Below are 22,125 nucleotides of genomic sequence, written 5' to 3' on the forward strand. Positions count from 1 at the left end.
GAAGGCCGATGCGCGCTCACGGACGTCGCGTGGGGTTGATCGTACCCTCCGTCAACGCTGTCGTGGAGCCGGATTTCGCCTGGGCGGCACCGGAGGGGATCACCTTCCATGCTACGCGCATCCCCCTTTCGGCGACGACGCTGGAGGGGTTGCGCCTGATGAACCAAGGGGTTGAACATGCGGCGACGCTCCTCTCCCACCTATCCCCTGACCTGATTGCCTTCGCCTGCACGAGCGGGAGCTTCGTCGATGGGGAAGAAGGCCTGCGCAAACAGGTCGATCTCATCGCTTCGATCGGCAATTGTCCGGTCGTCGCGACGTCCCGGGCGATCATCGACGCTTTCCAACATCTCGGTATCCGCAAGGCGGCGCTCGCGACCCCCTATCTGGACTCGGTCAACAAGGTCGAGCGCGACTTCTTCGAGGGCCACGGTATCCAGGTGACCTCTCTCGTCGGGCTCGGGCTTTCCGGCGCGGCGATCCGGGAAGTTCCTCCCGAAGAAATCGCCGCCCTGGCACGGAAAGCCGATACTCCCGACAGCGAGGCGGTGTTCCTGAGCTGCACTGATCTTCGTGCGCTGGAAGTCGTCGAAACCTTGGAGCGCGACCTCGGCAAACCGGTCCTCAGCAGCAACCAGGTCACGCTTTGGGCGATCCTTCGTGCTCTCGGCGAACCGGCGCGCCGCTCCGGATTTGGCAGGATCCTCGCACAATGACCATCAACGTCCAAAGTGCACGTATGGCCTCCATGCGCCTCTACGAAGCCGAGTCGTCCCCGGAGATGATCGCGGGCCGGTACGGCCTCGCTCCTCAGGAGATCGTCGACTTCTCGCTCAATGTGAATCCTCTCGGATCTCCCGTCGGGGCCATCGCCGCGGCCGAACGTGCGCTGGCTGCGACCAATTTCTATCCCGACCTGAAATTCGGCATCCTGCGTTCGGCGCTCGCGCGGCGACACAATGTTCCGGCGGAAAACTTCTTCTTCGGTGCCGGCCTCGACGACGTCATCAAATTGGTTCTGCAGGCGTGGACGAGCGAGGGCGACAAGGTTCTCGTCCATATTCCGACATTTCCACGGTACGAATTGGAAGCGCGATTGAGAGGCTGCGAGGTTGTCGGCGTCGAGAGCGAAATCCCACAACGCATCGCCGTCGACAGGATGGAACAAGCTCTCGCCGCCGGCGGAGTTGCCTTGGCCTTCATCTGCACGCCAAACAACCCGACCGGGGCGACTGTTGCGAACGCTGAGATCGAGCGGCTTGCCAAAGCATATCCCGCGACGATCTTTGTCGTCGATGAGGCTTTGATCTATCCGATGGAGCAAGGCGCCATACCGCTTTGCAATACCCTGCCAAATCTCTGTGTTATGCGTACCTTCTCCAAGTATTTCGGCCTCGCGGGCCTGCGTATCGGCTATGCGGTGGCGGATGCGCGGCTGGTCGAGGTCGCCGAAATCGGCAGGCCACCGTTCAACATGGCTGCCGCAGCCATGCATGCGGCCACGGCAGCCCTTGCCGATGAGACATTCCTGCCGTCCTGCAAGGCGTTCTTTAGCGAAGAGGCGGCCCATTTCAGGGAAAGGCTCGCGGCCTTTCCGCAGATTTCGATCTGCGGCAGCAACGCCAACATGCTGCTCCTAGACCTGGGCGATCGAAACGCCTCCGAGGTGACCGATCGGCTGGCCCGCAAGGGGATCGTGGTCGCGGATGCCGGGTCTTTCCGTGGCCTCGAACAGCATAACATGCTGCGCGTCTCGCTGCGGGGCCGAAAGGATAATCTCAAGCTGATCGCTGCACTGGAGACGATCCGATGACCGCAACGGTGCCACATAGTGTTGATACCGCGCGCTTTCGTTGGCGATGGCTTTCGTCCTTCGACAGTCTCATCCTCGCCGTAGCGCTGCTCCTGGCTTGGGAGGTCGGCGTCCGGATCGGCAAAGTTCCCGCCTACCTGCTTCCGCCGCCCTCGATGATCGTCACGCGGATCATCAGCGACTACCGCGCGCTCCTGATGCACACGGCCGTGACGATGAACGAGGTGGTCATCGGTTTCGGTCTTGCCATTGTGATCAGCATTCCGCTGGCTGCCATTCTGGCCCAGTTCCGATCGCTTGAGCGAGCGCTCTATCCAATCCTCGTCGCATCTCAGACGGTTCCGAAAGTCGCCATCGCACCCTTATTCGTGGTCTGGTTCGGCTTCGGATTGCTCCCGAAGGTACTCATCGCCTTCCTGATCTGCTTCTTCCCGATCCTGATCGACGCGCTGATCGGCTTTAAGTCCACGCCGAAGGAAGTCATCTGGCTGGCCCGCTCGATGGGAGCGCCGCGGCGGCGCATCTTCTTCAACTTCCAGCTGCCCGCCGCGTTGCCCCATATATTCGCGGGCCTCAAGGTTGCCAGCACGCTGGCCGTGGTGGGTGCTGTCGTCGGCGAATTCGTCGCGGCCGACAGCGGGCTGGGTTATCAGCTCATCGTGGCAAACGGCACGCTCGACGTCGTCCTATCGTTCGCTATCGTCGTCGTACTCAGCATTCTCGGCGTCCTCCTCTTTGCCGTCGTGGATCTCGCAGAGCGCCTCCTGCTGCCATGGCACATCTCGCATCGGACGACCGGTCAGGAGCGCGCATGATGACCGCCACGCTCGATTTCAAGCACGTCAACAAGTCCTACGGCACCGCCAGCGGCCCGATCGAAGCGTTGCGCGATTTCAACCTCGAGGTGGGCGACGGCGAGTTCATCTCCATCGTCGGCCCGAGCGGATGCGGCAAAAGCACACTCATGTCGATGGCCTCGGGACTGGCCTTCCCGAGTTCCGGCTCGATCAGCGTCAAGGGTGAGCGCGTCACGCAACCCGTGACGGATCTCGGAATCGTCTTTCAAACCGACGTCCTGCTCGACTGGCGCAACGTGCTGGACAACATTCTCATTCAGCCGGAAATGCGCGGCCTCGACAGGCGGGCTTACGAAACGCGCGCCCGCGAACTGCTGAAGATGGTCGGCCTCGAAGGGTTCGAGAAGAAATATCCCTACGAGCTGTCAGGCGGAATGCGCCAGCGTGTCTCGATCTGCCGCGCGCTGATCCACGAGCCGCCGCTGCTCCTGATGGACGAGCCCTTCGGCGCCCTCGATGCCCTGACGCGCGAGCAGATGGTCATAGAACTCCATCAGATATGGCTGAAGACGCGCAAAAGCGTGATCTTCATCACCCATGACATTCAAGAGGCGGTCCTTCTTGCCGACCGGGTCGTGGTCATGTCTCCGCGGCCGGGGCGCATCGCCGAAATCATAGAAACACATCTGCCGCATCCGAGGCGGCCGGCGACCATGGAAACCCCTCGCTTCGTCAGTCTCGTGGCGCAGGTGCGCCACGTCTTCGAGAAGCACGGGGTCCTGAAAGTCTACGATCCTGAATGACAAGGGAGTGGGAAAGATGAAGATCACGCGCAGGACAGCGATGCAGGCAGCTGTCGGCGGACTGACCGTCGCAGCATCGGCCGAACTCGGGATCACGCCTTCTCAGGCAGAGAATCTCAAGAAGGTGACGGTCCGTCTGGCCTTCACCTACAATGGCCACCGATCTCCCTATCTGCTCGGCGTCGACAAGGGCTTCTACAAGCAGGAAGGGCTGGACGTTGACGTGCTGGAGGGACGCGGCATGACCTCGTCCATGCAGCTTGTCGCAAGTCAGCAGGATACGTTCGCGATTGTCGATCCGCCCTCGCTGATGTTGGGCGTCGCCCAGGGCATGCCGATCAAGACGGTCGCGCAGGTCTATCAGATCAGCCCGAACGCTCTAATCAGCTGGCAGGAATACGGCATCAACCAGCCAGCGGACCTCAAGGGTAAAAAGGTGGCGACCCTGCAGGGCGATATGACCACCACCATGCTGTACGCTCTTCTGGCGAAGAATGGCGTGCCTGCGTCCGATGTGCGGATCATTGCCTCGGACGGCGGCACGCGCAACCAGACCTTCCTGGCGAAACGCACTGAGGCCATCACCGGTTTCCCGAACGACAGCTATCTCAGCTTGTCGGCGACCGCAGGCGGGGGCTTGAAATACTTCACCTACGCTTCGTTCGGCATCGACACGATGGGGGACAGCATCGTCGCGCATGCCAGCACCATCGAGAAATCGCCGGAGGTGGTGCGAGCTTTCGTGAAGGCCAGCCTGCGGGCCTATGATTACGCGCTGCGGAACCCCGAGGAAGCCATCGCCTCTCTCAAGATGCGTGCGCCGAACATCAATGTCGGCGTCGAAGTGGAGAAGCTGAAAGCGACTGCCGCGCTGCTGCGTGCCGAAGGAGACAAGGACGGTATCGTCGGCTTGTCCGTGGAGAGCCGCTGGAAAGCGACCCAGGCGCTGATGAAAGAGTTCGGCGGCCTGACGACCGGCATTACCGACGTGACGACCTATTACACCAACGACTTTATCAAGTAAGCGGAGGAAAGCGGAGTGAAGCCGGCCCCCCGCAGATTGATTGTTGCCATAAGCGGCGCTTCAGGCGCGATCTACGGCGTGCGTGCGCTTGAAATGCTCCGGAAAACGGACATCGAAACCCACCTCATCGTGACTCGTTCGGCCCAGATCACGCTAGCGCAGGAACTGGAGATGAAGGTGGCTGACCTGCGGGCACTCGCCGACGTCGTACACAAGCCCGACGACATCGCAGCCAGCATTTCCAGCGGCTCCTTCCTGACGCTGGGAATGTTGGTCGCGCCTTGCTCCATCCGAAGTCTGTCGGAGATCGCGACCGGCGTCACCGCCGGCCTTCTTTCCCGAGCGGCCGACGTCGTCCTCAAGGAAAGGCGTCGATTGGTTCTCATGGTGCGGGAGACACCGCTCCACCTCGGTCACCTGCGCAGCATGACGCAGGTCACTGAAATGGGGGCGGTGATCATGCCCCCGGTGCCGGCGTTCTATACTAAGCCGAGCACGCTCGACGACATCGTGAATCATAGCGTCGGGCGGGCGCTGGATTTGTTCGGCGTTGAACCCGTCAGGTTGAAGCGATGGGGCGAAACAATAACGATGAGCAAAAAGCCCACCTCATCCGCAGATACCGAACGGCAAACAGAAAAGCAACCCGCGGATCCATGAGATAACTTGGCTAAATTCGATTAGAACTCCGAGAATCAACACCAATTTCTATAATATACACAAAGCACAGCTACCCCATGGCCATGGAGAGCCTGCGGGCAACTCCCTGCGGTCAGGACGCGACCGGGCCTGGACCAATGCAAGCCACGCCGCGCTCAGAACACTTCCAGAGGAAATCCCCAATGACCATCACGCTTCGCCCCGGTTCCGTTACGCTGGCCGATTTGGCTGCGATCTATTGGAACGGCGAGAATGCTGTCCTCGATACCAGCTTCGACGCGCGCATCGAAAAGGCCGCCGCACGCATCGCGGCCATCGCTGCCGGCAACGAGCCGGTCTACGGTATCAACACAGGCTTCGGCAAGCTGGCCTCGATCAAGATCGACGCAGCCGATACTGCCGATCTCCAGCGCAATCTCATCCTGTCGCATTGCTGCGGCGTCGGCGCGCCGCTGCCGGAAGATGTCGTCCGTCTCATCATGGCGCTGAAACTCATTTCGCTGGGACGCGGCGCTTCCGGCACCCGCGTGGAAGTCGTTCGCCTGATCGAGGCCATGCTTGAAAAGGGCGTTACGCCCCTGATCCCCGAGAAAGGCTCGGTCGGCGCATCGGGGGATCTGGCGCCGCTCGCCCATCTTGCCGCCGTGATGATGGGAGAGGGCCAGGCCTTTCTCCAAGGCGAATGCCTATCCGGCCGTGAAGCGCTGCAACGCGCCGGACTGACCCCGCTGGTGCTTGCCGCGAAGGAAGGGCTGGCGCTCATCAACGGGACCCAGGCTTCGACGGCACTCGCACTGGCTGGCCTTTTTCGAGCCCACCGCGCCGCACAGGCGGCTTTGATTACCGGTGCGCTGTCCACCGATGCCGCCATGGGCTCGTCCGCTCCCTTCACCGAAGAAATCCACACGCTCCGCGGCCATAAGGGGCAGATCGACACGGCCGCCACGCTCCGTGGCCTGCTTGAGGGCTCCGTCATTCGGCAGAGCCATATCGATGGCGACGAGCGGGTGCAGGATCCCTATTGCATTCGTTGTCAGCCGCAGGTGGGCGGGGCTTGCCTCGACCTTTTGCGCCAAGTCGGCCGCACACTGGAAATCGAGGCGAACGCCGTCACCGACAATCCGCTGGCTCTGTCCGACGGCAGCGTCGTATCTGGCGGCAATTTCCATGCCGAGCCTGTCGCCTTCGCCAGCGATCAGATCGCGATCGCCGTCTGCGAGATCGGGGCAATCGCTCAGCGCCGCATCGCGCTCCTGGTTGATCCTGCTCTATCCTACGGCCTGCCGCCGTTCCTCGCTCGCAATCCGGGCCTGAATTCGGGCTTGATGATCGCCGAAGTGACCTCAGCGGCGCTGATGAGCGAGAACAAGCAGATGTCGCATCCCGCATCGGTCGACTCAACGCCCACCTCGGCCAACCAGGAAGATCACGTATCCATGGCTTGTCATGCTGCGCGACGTTTGCTGCAGATGACCGAGAATCTATTCTATATCATCGGTATCGAGGCGTTGGCCGGCGCACAGGGCGTGGAACTGCGAAGCCCCCTGACCACCAGCCCCGAGTTGCAGAAAGCGGTCTCCTGCCTGCGCAGTGTTGTTCCCGCGTTGGAAGACGACCGCTATATGGCTTCCGATCTTGCCGCCGCCGCTCAGCTCGTGGCGGGGGGAACGCTCACCACAAGTGTATCAACGGGTCTGTTGCCCACACTGGCGGCCGTTTAGCTCTTTGTGGCCTGCTGCAGGTTCTGAGGACAGTCCGTTAGGTCAATCCCACCTCTTTTCTAACTCGACCGGGCTAGTGTAGCTAATGGTCAAGTGCCGGACTGCAGCCGGGCCGAGCCATGCAGCGAAGCCGATTTCCGAGGATCGCTTATCGGAGCCGATCAACAGCTCGACCTCCTTCCGCCGTTGCCGTCCGCGCTGTCCGTGCCGTCCGCAGAAGAGGTCGCATCGGACAGTACGGACAGAGCGGACGGGGCGAGCGGGGCGCCGACAGCCTGGACCACGCGGGTCATGGCGATAGTCCGGGTGCGCCCCTTGGCGGAGGCACGATCGAAGGCGATGTCGATGCCGCGGGCGCGCAGGACCGGCGCGAGGCGGCGCAGCTTTCCAGCAAGGGCGGCGGGGTCGAGAACCTTCGGCGGGACCATGCGGGTCCCGAGGAGTTTGGCGAGGTCGGTCGCGGTCCCCTGCCAGGCCAGGCGATTGCTCATCAGCTTCACGATGGCGGCGGCGATCGGATCGCCATGCAGCAGGAGATCCGAGCTCGCGGCCCGGTTGGCGTCGTAGGCTTGCGTGAAGCAGCCGGGCGGGCCGAACACGCTCTCGATCGCGATGCCGATGCGGGCGAACCCCGCCATCCGCGGCAAGCGTTCGGGCTTGACCTCGGGCAGGCGCGCGAGCGCCAAGGCCAGCAGATCGAGCAGGACACCGAACATCACCGGCCGCTGGAGGCGGAACTGCTCGTCGAGCTGCTGGGGGTCGACCCGAGAGGCAGGGTCGATCACCGGTAGGTTGAACACGATGGCACGGTCGGCGAGATCAGGCCGCTGCACGACCTCCTCGATGCCATTCAGCAGCAGCGGCCGGACCGCCTCGAACACGACCTCGCCCTCGTCCGTGAAGAGTGCGCGGGTGCTGAACCCGCCCCCGGTCGCGATCTTGCAGAAGGCGTCCGAGAGCCAGTCGGAGATCACGGAGATGTTGTCGAAGCTCAGGACATGCGTGTTCGCGGTCGAGATGTAGAGATCGCGCTCGCTGCGCGGCAGCGCCCGCAGCGGCAAGCGGCTCGGATCGACCAGATCGTGCACGGCCCGGGCGAACGAGGTCTTGCCGGTCCCCTGCTCGCCCGCAAGGGCGATCACCGGATACGGCCCGTCCGGCATCAGCGCTGCGACGCACCAGGTCACCAGCAGCTGGAACTCGCCGGGGCTCGCGAGGTTGAAGAACGGCCGCAGGAGCGAGACGGTCCCGCCGGACTGGGGCCGCGGCAGCGACATCATGGTCGCCCCGCGCGTGAAGCGGACCGGCAGGTCGCCGACGATGCTCCAGCCGGTCGGATCGACCTTGACGGCCTGGTAGCTGTCGTCGCCGAGATCGATATAGACACTGCTCTCGTACCGCCCGGTCCGCAGGAAGACGCGCTCCTCGCGCCGCTCCGACGCCTGGTCCTCCAGCGCGGTGATGGCATTCTTCACCGCGCTGGCGGGCGGCACGCGACCCTGGAGCTGGCGGAACATCAGCCGCAGCGTCGACAGGAAGGTGCTGCTGCGCAGGGTGAGCGTCCGCTTGCCGATGCCGGCGGCGATCGTCGCATAGCCCCTCGCCCCACTCCGGCAGAGATCGCAATGCTCCTCGGCGATGGCGACGAGGAGATCGGCGTCGGTCAGCGCGATGCTGTCATCCGAACTCACGACACGGCCCTCCCCTGATGGACGGGGTCGGAAGCGCCGTAGATGGCGCGCCAGATGGCGGGGAAGGTATCGATGTCCATGGTCTGTCCTTTCCTATGAGAGAGTGAGAGGCCCGGCGCGGTCATGGCCGGGGTTTGTCCAATCGAGCGGCCGGCGCCGGCAGCACAGCCGCGGTACAGGTCTCGAAGCGTCGCCAGGGGTCGGCACAGGTCGCGCCGATCGCCGCGACCGCGGCATGGCGTGCCTTGACGGCGTCGAGCACCGCACGCCGGCGCGCGACCTCGCGATCGAGATCGTCCTTCTCGGCGGCGAGAGCCTTGGCGAGGCTCGCCAGCGTCAGACCGGCCGCGCCGCGATCCCGCAGCGCACCGATGATGGAGTTCAGCGTCGCGGCATCGCTGGCGAGGAGCTGCTTGCGCAGATCGAGCGGCAGACGCGACAAGGCCTCCAGACCATGGGCCAGGCCCGAATGCGGATTCGTTGTCTCAGCCGCCAGCGTGACCAGCCAGTCGAGGCGCGCCAGGCGCTCAGCCGCCGGCAGATCGCCCAGCAGGCGGACCATGTCCTTCAGCGCCGCGACGCGGTCGCCCCGAACCAGAGCGGGAGTGTCGAAGCTGAGCCGGCCCAGCCACGACAGCGTGTTGTCCGGAACGGGATTGCGCACCACCTCGGCGACGAGGCTCAGCGCCTGCGCACCGACGGCGGCGCCGGCGAGCAAGTCATCCTGAGCCATCCGGTCCGCATCGGGCAAATGCGCTCGAACCACCCGCGCCAGCCGCGCATCAGCGGCATTGACGAGATTGTAGCCGGCCACCGGCAAGAGGCCGATGGCTCCCACCGCCAGCGTTGCCCCCAGCAGCACATGCGGCAGCCCCGCGCGCCAGAGGCGCAAGGCCAGCCTTTCAAGGCGGCCGCGATCGGCATCGTCCGGCTCGGAGATACGATCCCAGGCGGGAACGCTCTCCTCGAGTTCGCGGATCCGCCGATCGAGGTCCTCTTTGGCCACGTCACGCCCTCCCGGTCGCGGCGTTCAGCGCGTCACCGAAGGACTGGGCCTGAGCCCGCAGCCATCGGGCGATGAACAGCTGAATCGGGCGCTCGAACACGCCGACGGCGTCCTGCCGATCCTCTTCATCCACGATCTTGCCGAAGCGCCCGAACGCGATGTCGGCGAAGGTCAGGCCATAACCGACCGCCTCGTCCGACCAGCGCGGGCCAGCGTCCTGCATCTCGATCTCGATCACGCCGCAGGACAGCATCTCGGCTCGCGCCCGCTTCGCGAGCCAATGCCCGAACTGGCCCGTGCGGCCCTGACCGGCATTCCGGACCGCGATCACCGCCATGTCGTCGGTCTTGACCTTCGTCACGAAGCGGTAGGCGTTGTTCTGCACGAAGGTCGACAGCGTGAGCGGCCGGACCACGACGAGCCGGATGCCCATTCCGGCGAGGACGCGGGCGTACTCGGGCAGGAAGGCCCGCATCGCGGTCTCGTCGCGTGCACCGCAATCGATCACCGCGTGATCGAACTCGCCCGTCGCGATCCGCTCGCCGATATATTCGAGCTGGCCGGTCCACTCGACCTGGTTGAGATCGATGAACTCGGAGGCCCCAACCATTTTCATGGTGCGGTTGGCGCTGTCGGTCTCCCCGACCAGGACCTTCTTCGACGCGTCCTCGCCGTCGGTCAGGGTATAGTAGAGGATCTCGGCGATCCGGCTCTTGCCGACTCCGCCCTTGTTTTCCAACACGAGCGCGACGACCTTGGCGAAGACCGTGCCGCGGCTCTGCTGGAGAAGCTCCTGATTGGAGGGCACGCGGGCCGTCTCTTGATCGACCGCCGGCAGCGGCGGCTTCTTGCTGGTATTGCTCGACATGAAGGTTCTCCTCGGCGGCTGGTTGATGAGAGAAGGAGACGTCACCGCAGCCGCTTCGGCGCTGCGTCATCCGAGGTGTCGTCAGGCTGAGAGCGCGAAACGGTTCGCTCCGGCACCGTCCGCCCGATGAGGGGCGCGAGCGGCTCGCCGCTCGCCACCGGCACATTGTTCTGGGCCGCGTCGCCGGCCTTCGGCAGGTCCGTAATGGCCACGATGCGGCTGCCGACCCGACGGAAGCCGAGAGCGGCCAGCCTGACGTCGTACTTGCCGCTTAAGAGGCGCGACCGGTACTGCCGGACCGACTCCCCCGAAAGCTCGTCGAAGCAGGACGCTGCTCGCAGCTTCACGGCGATGTCGTCATAGGCAGCCTTGGTCGCGCCCTTCCCGCGCCCCTTGCTCGCCACGACGAGCACCTCGATCTCCTGCAGCGCCGAAGCGACGACCTGCCAGACATAAGCCGGCTTAAAGGTCCGGCTGTCGGCCACGGCACGCGCCTCCTTGGCCAAGGCGGCCCGGATCGCATCCATGGTTCGAGGCTCAGGCGCGTCGTTCTCGTCAGACATGATGCCCTCTTTCAGCCTTTTAACGTTCTCATAGATTCGTATTCATTGGTAATTGTAATTCTCATGTAATTGCATTGAACAGATACGTATCTGTTAATACCAAGATACGACCTGATACGTATCGCGATACTATCGCATATACTTGAATTACAATTTGATCATGATCTGATTTGATTTCATAAAAGGGGCAAGTCCGGCCCGTGTTAACTGGAAACCAGCAACACGACTTCCTTGCCAAGGGGGCACCGCCCCCTGTGGAACCCCTAACCCAGCAGAGCCGGGTGCGCCCTTCGGCGCCGGCTTCGCCGAGATCGGAGATCGAGATGAGCGAGAAGAACCGCTTCCCCCACCTGGTCGCGTTCCGGGTCGATGAGCCCACGCACACCAAGCTGACGACCGTGGCCGAGGTCGTCGGCATGCCGGTCGGCATCTGGGTCCGGGCCTTGGTGCTGAAGGCCGTGGATTCGCAGATGCGGGCACCGAAGGTTCGGCGCGCTGCGGCGAACGCCGTCCAGCTCGACGCCATCCTGGAGGAACTCAAGGCCCAGGGCCGCAACCTCAACCAGATCGCGCGAGCCGCGAACGGCAATCCTAGCACCGCGCAGATCGCGGCGGATGTCGCGATGATGCGGGCGGCACTGGAGGCGCTGATCACGCGCATCCTGGACCTGCTGCACATCGAGGACGATGCCTGATGTATATCGAGACGATACCGCGCCGGCTCGGCGGGCTCGGCCGGCATCTGACGGATACCGGACGAGGCTCGAACGAATGCGTCCTCGTGCGTTCGGACCTCAGTAGGGATGTTCCCGAGGACGTGACGCTGGCGCTGCGCGTGCTGGCCGCCCCTGCCCGCCGGATTCGCCGCATGAAGCGGGACATCGTGCACATCGTAGTCTCGCCGGAGCGAAGACTCAGCTCCGACGAGATCGAGCAGGTTCTCCGCACGATCGAGGCCGAATACGGTATCCCCGAAGGCAGCGCCCGTCTGGTCGTAGAACACCAGAAGGGTGACCGCGCACACCACTTCCACGTCGCCTTCTCGATGGCTTCGGAAGTTGACGGCAAGGCTCTGCGCTTCTGGCGGTCCGGAGATCGCGACGAGATGCTCGCCCGCCGTCTCGAAATCGAGCTCGGCGAAGCGCTTCAGCCGAGCACGAGGGTGGATCGGACCGTCGAGTTGCTGCGCGAGCGTGGGCGGGATGACCTCGCCGAGCTTGCGGCTCAGGGACCTGTGGCCGAGAAGGGCCTGCGCCAGTCGAAGGCCGAAGTCCGGCAGGATAAGCGGCTCGGCGTCGATTCCGAACTGATCAATGCGCGCGTCCTGTATGCCTGGCGACAGGCTGGGGGCGATCTCGCGCTTCTGCGCGAGGAACTCGAAGGTGCCGGGTTCCGCCTCGCGGCCGGAGACAAGCGTATCGCCGGCGTACCGATCGTTCAGCTCATCGACAGCGAGACACTGAAATCGACCAGCCTGACGCGCTATCTCAATCGCCTGCGGGTGAACGGCGACGGGCCGCGCATCCGGGAGGTTGCGGTCGGCGCGAGCATGGGTGAACTGCCCGCCATGGACGACGTGAAGGCGCGGCTTCGAAACGACGCTCCGCAGCGCAGCGCCGAAGCCGTGCTCACAGAATACGACAGGCTGGTCGCCGAGATGGAGGCCGATGGCGAACGTGAGGAGGCAATCAAGGCCGGGAAGGGACGAGCCCGCCTCGCTGCCCGTCTGTCGGCGGAAGAACGTGATGACTTGCGGGCTCGTCAGATGAAGGTTCGAGGCCGGTACCGCCAGCGCGATCGCATCCGGAGGGCCCGCGTCAACCGCGGGTTCATCGCCGCAAAACTCTTCGCAGGCCGCGAGATCCGGAAGGCCGTATTCTACATGGTCGCGGTTGGCGTGCTCGCGACCGGCGCCGGCCTGATCCCCGCGCTCGCCGCGGCCGGCATCGCCGTGGCTACCATCCCAAGCTACGCGAGCGCGAAGCGCCTGCGCATCGCCGCCGATCAGGCAGCGATCGTGGAGCGGTCCGAGATGGCCCAGGCGGTTCGGGAGGAGAGCCAGCGCTTCTTCCGCGAGCGTGCCGTCGCCAGGCGGATCGCCGAGCAACAGGATCTCGCGAGGAAGGCACGCATGCGAGCCGAGCAAGCCAACCTTCAACGCCGGGCGCAGGCCGACCTCTTGCTTCAGCAGCAGAACTTCCAGCGGCTGCGCCAGCAGGCGCAACAGGAGGATCAGGCCCGACGGCGCGCCGCCCTGAACAGGCTCCCACATAGCCCCGGAGGACAGGGTCCGATCGGCACCGGGCAACATCCACGGGCTCGACCTACCGCGCGACAGAGACCACGGGGCCGAGATATCGAGCGGTAGGCAGCTGCCAACCGCCCTCGCCGCTTGATCGCGGCGCCCGTCGTCTGTATTGTCTTTTTGTATCAGCCAGATCATCCGGATCGCATCCGTTGAATATCAGGCTGATATCTTCCTCCTATTTTCCGCGTGCGGGTCGTCCACCCGACTTAAGACAGTATGGCGGAAATTTCCCTTATAAATCAGCGCGAGGACATCAGGCTCAGTCCAAGCTGGTCAGAGTCCTCGTTGTGAAGGCGACGGGATCGGTGCGCCACGGGACTAACCCGTTCTCGCGGGAGTGCGCTGCGGCGCGGTCATCGCTGAGATTTAGACTGTGAGGCGCAGCATCCGAGGATTTCGGGGTCGTTTCCTCCTGATCTTCGGAGGTTTCCATGATCGATTCCGTCACCGTCACTCCGCGGCGTCAGCGGATGATCGAGGACATGACCATCCGCCAGTTCGGCGAGCACACGCAGCGCGATTATATCCGGCAGGTCCGTGAGTTCACGGCCTTCCTCGGCGTGCCGCCGGATCGGGCCGGCCCGGAGGATCTGCGCCGCTACCAGCTGCGTCTGGCTTCGCTCGGCGCGAGCATAGGGGCCAATTTACGCCTTCGACGAGCGCCACCCACCTGCGTAGATGAACTAGATAAAAGACAGCCGAGTCCCGGAACCCAGTTTCGGGAACCCCCGGGAATTGAGCCGAGAGAGCCGTTCCGGGTCATGCGAGCCTGAGCGGATTTTCGATGACGAGGAAGAATGGGGCGGATGACACCGCCCGGGACGAGGCGCGCCCGACGGACGCGGATCTCAAGCGCTACCAGCGCAGCTACCGGATGAGCGCGGACGAGCCCGCGAGGTTCTACCTCCTGTGGCAGGAGGCCATGACGCATGCCCTCCTGCTGGAACAGCAGCCGGAGCGGACCTATCCGGAGCAGGACGGCCTGACCGGATTGCAGCTGGCGGAAGGGGCGCGAGCGGCCGCGCGCTTCTTCGCCTTCATGCTGGCCGAGGCGCCGGCGCGCGAGGAGGCGCATTTCGAGCGCAAGATCATGGTCTATGAGGCCATGGTTCTCGACGGGGACGAGATCCGGCGGTCTCGCACGTCCGCGATGATCGAAGCCGCGATGCAGCAGGACGCGCGCGAGCTCGGCATCAGCCTGATCAAGGTGCCGCTGGAGCCTGGCTCCCCGGGCCGGCACTGAGGGCGCGGCGATGAGCTTCCTGTTCTACGACCTGGAAACCTCCGGCCTGGCCCCGGCCTGGAACGTGCCGCTGCAGGCGGCCTTCGTGGCGACCGGTGACGATCTCGTGCCCTCGCGCGAGACCGTGCTGCGGGCGCGGCTTCCCGCCCATGTGGTGCCAAGCCCGGACGCGCTCGTCGTCACCGGCCTCGATCCCGACAGGATCGAGGCCGAACCACTGTCGCAGCTCGAACTGATGCGGGCGATCGCCGGTGTCATCGCGGAGGCGTCGCCCGCGACGATCCTCGGCTTCAACACCATCGCCTATGACGAGGAGGTGCTGCGGCACGGGTTTTTCCAGACGTTGCTCCCGCCCTATCCGACCTCGATGCCGGGCTATCAGCGCGCCGACGTGCTGATCATGCTGCGCGCCCTCACGATGCTCGCGCCCGACGTCGTCACCATACCCATAACTCCGGAGGGCAAGCCGACGCTGCGGCTGGGGCCGGTCTGCCGCGCCAACGGCATCGTCCTCGACGAGGCCGATGCGCATGACGCGCTGAATGACGTCCAGGCCACCATCGCGCTGTTCAGAGTGCTGCGCGAGCGCGCGCCGGCCATCGTCGCGGCGATGTTGGCCAATGCCCACAAGAGCGGCCCGGCCGGGCTGCTCGCTCGACCCGAGCCCATCGGCCTCGGGCTCTTCGGCGGCATGATCCCGGCCGGCGGCGTCATGCAGGTGCCGGGCAACGGCGCGTCCTGGGCCGTCGCTGATCTCTCGATCGATCCGGGCTATCTCGATGCCACGCCGGAACAGCTCGGCGAGCTCCTGTTCGCCAAAGGCGAGCGCCCGATCCGGCTGGTCAAGACCAATGCGCAGCCGATCCTGTTGCCCTGGGAGATGGTGGCCCACGCCGCTCGTGGCGAGATACCATCAGTGGCGCAGTGCCATGTGCGCCTGGCACGGATCCGGGGCCATGCGCGCTTCCGCGACAACCTCGCGGTCGCTCTCGCAGGCCGCTTCTCCGGCAAGGAGCCCAGCCCCTGGCCGGACGCCAACCTGTATAGCGGCGGCTTCATCAGCCGCGAGGACGCGATGACCTCGCGGCGCTGGCACGAGGTCGCCTGGGACCAGCGCGTTCGGCTCGGCCGGGACTGTCTCGGCGATGTCCGGCTCAAGGCCTTCGCCAACCGCTGGGCCTGGCTCGAGGCTCCCGAGGTTCTCTCGGCGTCCGAACGCGAGAAGGGTGCAGCCTGGCAGGGCCATCGCCTCGAGCCCGGGGAGGAGGTGCCGTGGCTGACGCGGCCGGCGGCGCTGCGGCGCATCACCATGCTCCGGGCCGGACTCAGCTTGGCCGAGCAGGATCGGCACCGCCAGCTCGACGCGATCGAGCGCTGGCTCCAGGGGCGCGGCCTGAGGCTGCCTCGGGCCGCGTAGGGCATCCAAACGAAAGACCCCGCCGGGACGAACCCGGCGGGGTGAAGTCTGGGAGGAAACGCCCAACGGGCATGGTCGTATATTGCGGCGCAACATCGTCAGTGTGAAGGATTGACCTGCCCAAATCGTCGGCAGCCGTGCCTGAATAAGGGGCTCCCGCACGGGGCCCTTTCTGGATTCCGGGGAACGGAGGGGAAACGCGGCCAGATGGTCGTAACCCCAACTGAAAGTTCCAGGACATGACCAACAAGAACCAGGACGAAGGGCGCTCGCTCGCCCCGCGTGCCAACCGGACGGTGGATGAGCAGACCGGCAACGCGCTGCGCGACCCGATCGTGGTGGCGATGGAGATCGCGGGCAGCGACGATCCCAGCGTCGCCGAGCTCACGGCGTTCAGGCGCCAGCCGCTCGATCTCAAGAATGCCGCGCGGAATGCCAAGAACCTGGACAGTGAAGAGTTCCGGGTCTGGCTGGCGCGGGAATCGGGCGATGATCTCTACGAAGCCGTGTGCGGCGGGCTCGAGATCATGAGCCTCAGCTTCGTCGCGCTCGTCGCGCTCTGCCCGGCCGACGATCTCGACCAGGCGGAGGCGAAGCTCGCCCTCGCGGAAAAGACCGGCGCGCTCTTCCACAAGCGCGAAGCGGACTTCGACAGTCAGATCGACCCGCAGCATGCCCGCCGGATCCGCTGGAAGCGCGGCGCCTTCGCCGTGCCCGAGCTGATGTTGCCCCCGGCGCCGGCGGCGCCGAAGGCCGACGATCGCGGGCTGGCGAACTGGCCGCTCGAACGCTTCGACCTCGTCGCGCATCTGCCGAAGCGCGGCGGGCCGCCCGCCTTCGCCGACCACCAGATCGTGGAATGGGCCGGCTTCGCCAGGGCCGCTCCCAACCTCGAGCATCTGCTGCTGCGGGCGCGCCGGATGTTCGAGACCTGCGACCGGCTGCTCACGCTCGCCGAGCGCGGGTCCGGCAACGCCAGCGAACTCATGACCGCCGCCGAGGGCGCGCGCCTGATGGGCTATCTCGCCGCCTGCCAGGTGATGATCTGGCCGGTCCACAACCGGAAAGCGCTCGAGATCAAGAAGCAGGTGGTCGCGCTGGTCAATCTGCGCGGCGAAGCCGGCGATCCTCCCGCCATGCAGTCGGCTGTCCGCCATGTCACGGCCGAGGCGGCGTGGATCAAGACGCTGCCGGTCGATGCCCGCGACCGGCTCGTCTTCGACTGGAACGAGCTCGTCTGACCGGAGGCCGACGACAAGAGCATGAGGGAGGCGTCCGGGATCGGGCGCCTCTCTCGATTCCGGGAGGCCAGAGGACAACGCAGCCACGTGGCTGTCACCCCTATGAACCGGGACGATTGACCATGAAGACCATTCCCACGCCTTCGCTCGCCGACATCGAGCTCGAGCTGCCGCTACGACGCGTCACCGACGACCTCGCCGCCTTCACTGAGCGCCTGTCGCTGTCGGCGGGCGCGGAGAAGGGCTACGCCAGCTTCGCCGCCGAGGCTCATCCAGTCGGCGAGATGACCGAGCGCTCCATCGGCCATGGCGTCGAGATCACCCGCTTCCTCGCTCTCGCCGGCACCTCCGAACGAGCACAGGTCGCGTACTTCTTCGACATGCTGGTCGCGCTCCTGCTGCTCAACCATGCCGCGATGATCACCGTCGCGCTCGCGCCGCCGCGTCTCCCGCGCGACGTCGCAGCGCGTCGGCGCGTGCTGAGCGACATCATCACGGCCGCCGGAAGCGATGCCGACTTCATCGCGGCTGCACGAAAGGCATTCGCGCATGGCGACGTCGGCGAACCCGCCGTGGTCGAGACCGTGTTTCACGCGGCGACCGTGCCCGCGCCCGATGACGCGCGTGATGGTCGCCCGACCGCACTCGGCCTGGAACAGGGGCTCAGCCTCATGGCCTTTCTGCGCGACCAAACCTCACCTGCGATCCTGGTCGAGCGTGCAGCCTTGCAGCTCGACGACGCCGATCGCTTCGCCAGAACCATCGAGCAGGATGCCGATCTCGATCGCGAGCGTCTCGATCGGCTGCAGCGCGCTTCCAACGGCGCGAACCTGCTGGCAGCGGCCGATCTCGCGCGGGCCTGCCTGATCGACGCGGTCACGATCGGTGAGGTCACCCCGCGGCCTCGGATCGAGGAACTGGCCCAGCGCCTGGTCGAACCACGCCTGCGGAACATCGTGATGTTCGCCGGTGCGATGGCCGATCGCCTCGGCGAGCTTCGTCGCATGCAACAGGAGACGGCCGGTCGGTTCAAGCCACTCTGATCCGGACCGGAGCAGACTCCGAACATACCGAGAGGGCGCCGCGGATCGCGGTGCCCTTTCGCGATTCCAAGGGCCGGACGAGGGCGTAGCCGACAGGGCTTCGACCCACATGAGTGAGCAAGACATGACCAGGAACGATTCACGCGGCCCCCTTGCGCCGCACGACAATGCAAATGGTGACCAGGACGGACCGGCCGAGCCCATCCGCGACCCTCTGATGGCGATCACCGAAAGCATCGGCGACGACCCCTCGGTGTCGGAGCTGATCGCATTCCGGCGCAGCGCGCCTGACCTTCAGGCTGTCGCCATCGACGCAAAGCGCTGTGGCGATGAGGCCCGCAGGTTGCTGATCGGCAGCCATCACCCCGATCCGCAAAACCGGGCCTGGGTCGCGCTCGCCATCGCGGGGCTCTCGTGCAGCGCGATCGTCGCGATCTGGCCCTGCGACACCGTTCACGACGCCCATGCCAAGATGGCGCTGGCGGAAGCCGACGTGCTCCATGGGGACGATGCGGAGCGCGGCCAGGCGCCGATGCTCGACGCCACGACCGCGATCCGCATCCGGCTGCAGCGCGCCGCCTATGCGATCGATCCGCTGATCGTGCCGCCGGGACCCGCAGCCCCGTCCCAGGATGATCGGGGTCTGGCGCGCTGGCCGATCAGGCACTTCGATCTGGTCGATCTCACCCCGCCCGCGGCGGGGGAGGTCCTGCTCACTCCCCGTGAGATCGCACGCTGGGGCCTGTTCCTGAAGGCGGAGCCGTCCTTCGAGGCATGTCTCGCTCGCGTCGAGCAGATGTTCGCGATCGCCGATAGGCTGCGGGTCCTGGCACGGCAGGCCGAGGATGGCGTGCGTGATCTGCGCTGGGCCTGCGAGGGCGCGCTCATCCTCGCCTATCTGGCAGCGGCGCAGATCGCGACCTGGCCGGCGCTGAAGCATTCGCCGGAAGCGCAGGCGAAGGAGCGGCTCGTCACCGTCATCAACGCGCGCGCCAGCCGCGGCGATCCCTCGCACATGCAGGCGGCCATCCGGCATCTCTTCACGGAAGCCGCCTGGCCGGCCCATGGCTGGCGCCCCACCGCGACGGTCGTGCGCGAGCCGGACTGGATCCCTATCGTCTAGGCCAGCTCGAGGCGACCTCGCCATAGGAGTTCCAAGGAAGGGGCGGTGCCGCGAGGTGCCGCTCTTTCGCGTTCGGTCGGCGCAAATGGGGAAGAGGGACAGGAGAAAGGGCGCTGCGGAGAGCAGATCACCCCTCATGAAAGAGCATCTCGTGAAGTCCACCATTGAAGCCGACATCGCAACGGCCTGGAGCCTGGGCGCAACAAAAACGCCGCTCGTCGGCATTATCGACGAGCTGGAGGCTCTCGAGTTCCTCGGCGACAAGGATCAATCCGGTCTGCGGCGGTGTGCCTCGGTCTGGCGCGACCGTCCCTCGCTCTTGCCGGTCCGGTCACGAGCCCGTTTCCATGCCGCGCAGATCGAAGGCCTGCTGACGGCCCTCGGCGACGGCATCGTCAAGGTCGACGACCTCAAATCCGATGCTGTCGGGGCCTCGGCGATGCTGATCAATGCGGGCAATGTTGCGACGATGCTGATCGCGCCGCGCAGCGATGGGGATTATCGCGCACGCGCCGATCTGCGCCGCGCCCTGCGTCGTCAGGCCCGCCGTTCGGGCGAACCTCACATCGCCTATCGCGTCAGCCGGATGTGCGGCGGTGACTTCGTCGCACTCAGCGAGGACGGCATGCGGCCGGCCAGGCTGCCGAAGGTCTTGGCCCAGCACTGCCTCAGCGCCACGGCAAGCGAACCCGCGGCCTATCCGGTCGCGATGGCCCGGTCGCTGCAGCTCTGGCTCGCGACGCCGGTCGACCTCGCCGATCTCTTCGACGGCGCGCGCACGCTGCTGGCTCAAGTCGATGTCTGGCGGCGTCTCCAGGGCAAGATCGCGGATCCTTCGCGCCTGGACGATCCGATCAGGGGCGCAGAGCTTCTCGCCTATGGCCGTCTCGCCCGCATCGGCGTGTGGCGGGCCCTCGACGAGGGCGACCTCGCCGTCAAGCAGGCCGCCCTCGACCTGATCGCGCCGCGCGGCCGTGATCCCGACCACATGCGAGCGACGGTCGAATGGGCCGTCGACCTCGGCAGGACGGTCACCGATCTCCCCTGATCGGCACAAGCCAATCCCAATCCTCAATGGCAGGGGCGGGCCCACCCAGCGCGCCTTTCAACATGACGTCGGGAAGGAGGTGAAAGGGCGGACAGGCCGACCCCCAAGGACAGGTTCAAGACCATGACCGCAACGTTCATGGCTCTGGTGCTGGCCGGGATCAGGTTCCTCGCCTTCGCCGAGCCGGTGTCGTCGCCTGAATCTGCTTCAACATCTCTTGGGCCATGATCTCCGCGCGCCGGCTGCAAGCCGAAGAGCTGATCGGCGGCATGCCATCAGTCCGAGAGAGGCGGCAGGAAAAGGGAACTTCCGATCCAACCGGAAAGGAAACCCCATGAAGCCATTGTCAGCCAGGGAACTGCTCGCCCGCAACCTGCGGCGGTTGCGCGAAGAACGTGGCCTGTCGATCGACGACCTCGCCCGCCTGACCGGCATTGCAGCACGTCGCATTGGGGCGATCGAGGCGACAGCGGCCGATGCTCATCTCGACGAGGTAGGCCTCATCGCGCTCGGGCTCGGCGTGCGCATCGCAGCATTGTTCGCGACGGAATAAGCCGGCCTGGCCGGGGCGCCCCACAGACGCCCGCCCCCCGCAGGCCATGACAGGCAGCACCTTCGCAGGTGCTGCCTGTTCGCGTTCCAAGGCCGGCAGGGAGCAGACCGAGATCAGGAGAGAGGAGGAATTCGACGGAAGGAAGCCGTCACCCCAAGTGAATCGAAGGAAACACCATGAACACCGCTATCCGCCGCGATGAGCTGCTCAGCACCATCGCGCTCGACACGACCCTGCATCACGTCATCGACGACCTCGCCGGCCTGGAGCGGCTCGTCCCCATCGCGCCGAGCGCGACCGAAAGCCTCGCCATCTTCCGCAACCAGTTGCCCGGCTTGCTCGCGCTCCGTGGTCGCGGGCAGGCTCATACCGAACAGGTCCGGCGCCTGATCCTGCTCCTCGCCCTTGAGAAGGGGCAGGTCGAGCGCTGGATCGATGTCGCCAACGCGCTGTCGATCCTGACCAATGCCTCGAACCTCGCCCTGCTCCTGCTGCCTGCTCGTTCCGAGGACGATGCCTGGGCGCGCGAGCAGTTCGGTCGCGACCTGCTGCGCCATGCCCGCCGGAACGGCGATGGCGAGGACATCGCGCTGGCGCGTCGTGCTGTCGGCGATCTCCCGCGGCGCCCCGCGCCTCTGACGCTGCCGACCACCACTGAGGCGGTCGCTGAGATGATCGAGACCATGGCGCGACGGGTCGGGGCGCTCCAGCCGAAGCCGGGGGATGAGATCGAGCCCGGCGCCCCCCGCGCCTGGGCGCTCGAGCAGGCCGACAGCCTGAAGGCGTATTTCGCCGCTGCCCCCGATCTCGCTGATCTTCTCGACGGCGTCCATCACCTCCTCGCGCTGATCGACGATCTGCGTCGTGGTGACCGGCCGACCGGGATGGAAGACGCCACGATCGAGGGCGGGCTCGTCCTGGCCTATGCCAGGTTGATCCGCATCGCGCTCTGGCCCGCCCGCAACGCGGCGGATGTCGCCACCAAGATCGCGGCCCGCGATCTCGTCCGTGCCCGCGACGCCGACCCGGATCGGCTCGGCGCGCTCTGGGAAATCGCCTTCGGTCAGGGCGAGACGGTGGCCGGCCAGAGCAACCGGTTCCTCAATATCGACGAGATCGGCTGACGGCCGGATTGCGGCAGCCATCCCAGGTCATCGGAGGGGTGCGCCTCACAAGGGCGCGCCTTTCGTCATGGCGAGGAGG

The 22,125-nt window shown here is 65.5% G+C and carries 22 protein-coding genes; 18 read left to right on the plus strand and 4 right to left on the minus strand.

The features are described 5' to 3' along the window. The first annotated feature begins 35 nt into the window (after window positions 1-35). The 7 genes from Q0Q36_RS18375 (at window position 36) to hutH (ending at window position 6,818) form a co-directional block, all read left to right on the plus strand. Complete coding sequence (locus Q0Q36_RS18375) at window positions 36-716, plus strand: aspartate/glutamate racemase family protein (RefSeq protein WP_293800136.1); 681 nt, start codon at window positions 36-38, stop codon at window positions 714-716. Then, window positions 713-1,813 (plus strand): histidinol-phosphate transaminase, encoded by a 1,101-nt coding sequence (locus Q0Q36_RS18380; RefSeq protein ID WP_293800138.1) that lies wholly within the window; start codon window positions 713-715, stop codon window positions 1,811-1,813. The genes Q0Q36_RS18375 and Q0Q36_RS18380 overlap by 4 nt, the downstream gene beginning before the upstream one ends. Beyond that, complete coding sequence (locus Q0Q36_RS18385) at window positions 1,810-2,628, plus strand: ABC transporter permease (protein WP_293800140.1); 819 nt, start codon at window positions 1,810-1,812, stop codon at window positions 2,626-2,628. The genes Q0Q36_RS18380 and Q0Q36_RS18385 overlap by 4 nt, the downstream gene beginning before the upstream one ends. Then, window positions 2,625-3,413, plus strand: coding sequence for an ABC transporter ATP-binding protein (locus Q0Q36_RS18390; protein ID WP_293800142.1), 789 nt, complete (start codon window positions 2,625-2,627; stop codon window positions 3,411-3,413). Before Q0Q36_RS18385 ends, Q0Q36_RS18390 begins: the two co-directional genes overlap by 4 nt. Before the next feature lie 16 nt (window positions 3,414-3,429). Beyond that, window positions 3,430-4,437 carry an ABC transporter substrate-binding protein gene (locus Q0Q36_RS18395; protein ID WP_293800144.1) on the plus strand — a complete coding sequence of 336 codons (1,008 nt, stop codon included), beginning with the start codon at window positions 3,430-3,432 and terminating at the stop codon, window positions 4,435-4,437. A 15-nt stretch (window positions 4,438-4,452) separates the two neighbouring features. Continuing rightward, window positions 4,453-5,097: a UbiX family flavin prenyltransferase gene (locus tag Q0Q36_RS18400; protein WP_293800146.1), complete on the plus strand. Its 645-nt coding sequence runs from the start codon at window positions 4,453-4,455 to the stop codon at window positions 5,095-5,097. 182 nt (window positions 5,098-5,279) lie between these two features. Beyond that, entirely contained in the window at window positions 5,280-6,818 is a 1,539-nt protein-coding gene (hutH, locus tag Q0Q36_RS18405; RefSeq protein ID WP_293800148.1) for a histidine ammonia-lyase, read from the plus strand. Between the two features lie 161 nt (window positions 6,819-6,979). Here the strand turns inward: hutH and Q0Q36_RS18410 are convergent, their stop codons facing one another. From Q0Q36_RS18410 to Q0Q36_RS18425, 4 genes are all read right to left on the minus strand, one after another. Continuing rightward, complete coding sequence (locus tag Q0Q36_RS18410; protein WP_293800150.1) at window positions 6,980-8,509, minus strand: hypothetical protein; 1,530 nt, start codon at window positions 8,507-8,509, stop codon at window positions 6,980-6,982. 121 nt (window positions 8,510-8,630) lie between these two features. Continuing rightward, a complete protein-coding gene (locus Q0Q36_RS18415) occupies window positions 8,631-9,515 on the minus strand; it encodes a hypothetical protein (protein ID WP_293800152.1) in 885 nt (294 codons plus the stop codon). A gap of 1 nt (window position 9,516) precedes the next feature. After that, window positions 9,517-10,383 (minus strand): hypothetical protein, encoded by an 867-nt coding sequence (locus tag Q0Q36_RS18420; protein ID WP_293800154.1) that lies wholly within the window; start codon window positions 10,381-10,383, stop codon window positions 9,517-9,519. 41 nt (window positions 10,384-10,424) lie between these two features. After that, the gene (locus Q0Q36_RS18425; protein ID WP_293800156.1) at window positions 10,425-10,946 is read right to left on the minus strand and encodes a hypothetical protein; all 522 of its coding nucleotides are present in this window, start codon (window positions 10,944-10,946) and stop codon (window positions 10,425-10,427) included. Between the two features lie 323 nt (window positions 10,947-11,269). Between Q0Q36_RS18425 and mobC the strand changes: the two genes are divergently transcribed. The 11 genes from mobC to Q0Q36_RS18480 all read left to right on the plus strand — a co-directional run bounded on the left by mobC (window position 11,270) and on the right by Q0Q36_RS18480 (window position 22,046). Beyond that, entirely contained in the window at window positions 11,270-11,641 is a 372-nt protein-coding gene (gene mobC, locus Q0Q36_RS18430) for a plasmid mobilization relaxosome protein MobC (RefSeq protein WP_293800158.1), read from the plus strand. Continuing rightward, the gene (locus Q0Q36_RS18435; RefSeq protein ID WP_293800159.1) at window positions 11,641-13,314 is read left to right on the plus strand and encodes a hypothetical protein; all 1,674 of its coding nucleotides are present in this window, start codon (window positions 11,641-11,643) and stop codon (window positions 13,312-13,314) included. Before mobC ends, Q0Q36_RS18435 begins: the two co-directional genes overlap by 1 nt. A gap of 371 nt (window positions 13,315-13,685) precedes the next feature. Further along, a complete protein-coding gene (locus tag Q0Q36_RS18440; protein ID WP_293800161.1) occupies window positions 13,686-14,027 on the plus strand; it encodes a phage integrase N-terminal SAM-like domain-containing protein in 342 nt (113 codons plus the stop codon). A gap of 11 nt (window positions 14,028-14,038) precedes the next feature. Beyond that, window positions 14,039-14,497: a hypothetical protein gene (locus Q0Q36_RS18445; protein ID WP_293800163.1), complete on the plus strand. Its 459-nt coding sequence runs from the start codon at window positions 14,039-14,041 to the stop codon at window positions 14,495-14,497. A 10-nt stretch (window positions 14,498-14,507) separates the two neighbouring features. Then, a complete protein-coding gene (locus tag Q0Q36_RS18450; RefSeq protein ID WP_293800165.1) occupies window positions 14,508-15,914 on the plus strand; it encodes a hypothetical protein in 1,407 nt (468 codons plus the stop codon). Between the two features lie 239 nt (window positions 15,915-16,153). After that, window positions 16,154-17,155 carry a hypothetical protein gene (locus tag Q0Q36_RS18455; RefSeq protein WP_293800167.1) on the plus strand — a complete coding sequence of 334 codons (1,002 nt, stop codon included), beginning with the start codon at window positions 16,154-16,156 and terminating at the stop codon, window positions 17,153-17,155. A 122-nt stretch (window positions 17,156-17,277) separates the two neighbouring features. Continuing rightward, window positions 17,278-18,198 (plus strand): hypothetical protein, encoded by a 921-nt coding sequence (locus Q0Q36_RS18460; protein WP_293800169.1) that lies wholly within the window; start codon window positions 17,278-17,280, stop codon window positions 18,196-18,198. Window positions 18,199-18,322: 124 nt separating this feature from the next. Then, the gene (locus Q0Q36_RS18465) at window positions 18,323-19,321 is read left to right on the plus strand and encodes a hypothetical protein (protein ID WP_293800170.1); all 999 of its coding nucleotides are present in this window, start codon (window positions 18,323-18,325) and stop codon (window positions 19,319-19,321) included. Window positions 19,322-19,472: 151 nt separating this feature from the next. Next, window positions 19,473-20,369, plus strand: coding sequence for a hypothetical protein (locus Q0Q36_RS18470; protein WP_293800172.1), 897 nt, complete (start codon window positions 19,473-19,475; stop codon window positions 20,367-20,369). Window positions 20,370-20,703: 334 nt separating this feature from the next. Continuing rightward, entirely contained in the window at window positions 20,704-20,922 is a 219-nt protein-coding gene (locus Q0Q36_RS18475; RefSeq protein WP_293800174.1) for a helix-turn-helix domain-containing protein, read from the plus strand. Between the two features lie 176 nt (window positions 20,923-21,098). After that, window positions 21,099-22,046 carry a hypothetical protein gene (locus Q0Q36_RS18480; RefSeq protein ID WP_293800176.1) on the plus strand — a complete coding sequence of 316 codons (948 nt, stop codon included), beginning with the start codon at window positions 21,099-21,101 and terminating at the stop codon, window positions 22,044-22,046. Window positions 22,047-22,125: the final 79 nt, after the last annotated feature.

It is taken from the genome of uncultured Allobosea sp. (assembly GCF_945957345.1).
In the GTDB taxonomy this organism is placed as follows: Bacteria; Pseudomonadota; Alphaproteobacteria; order Rhizobiales; family Beijerinckiaceae; genus Allobosea.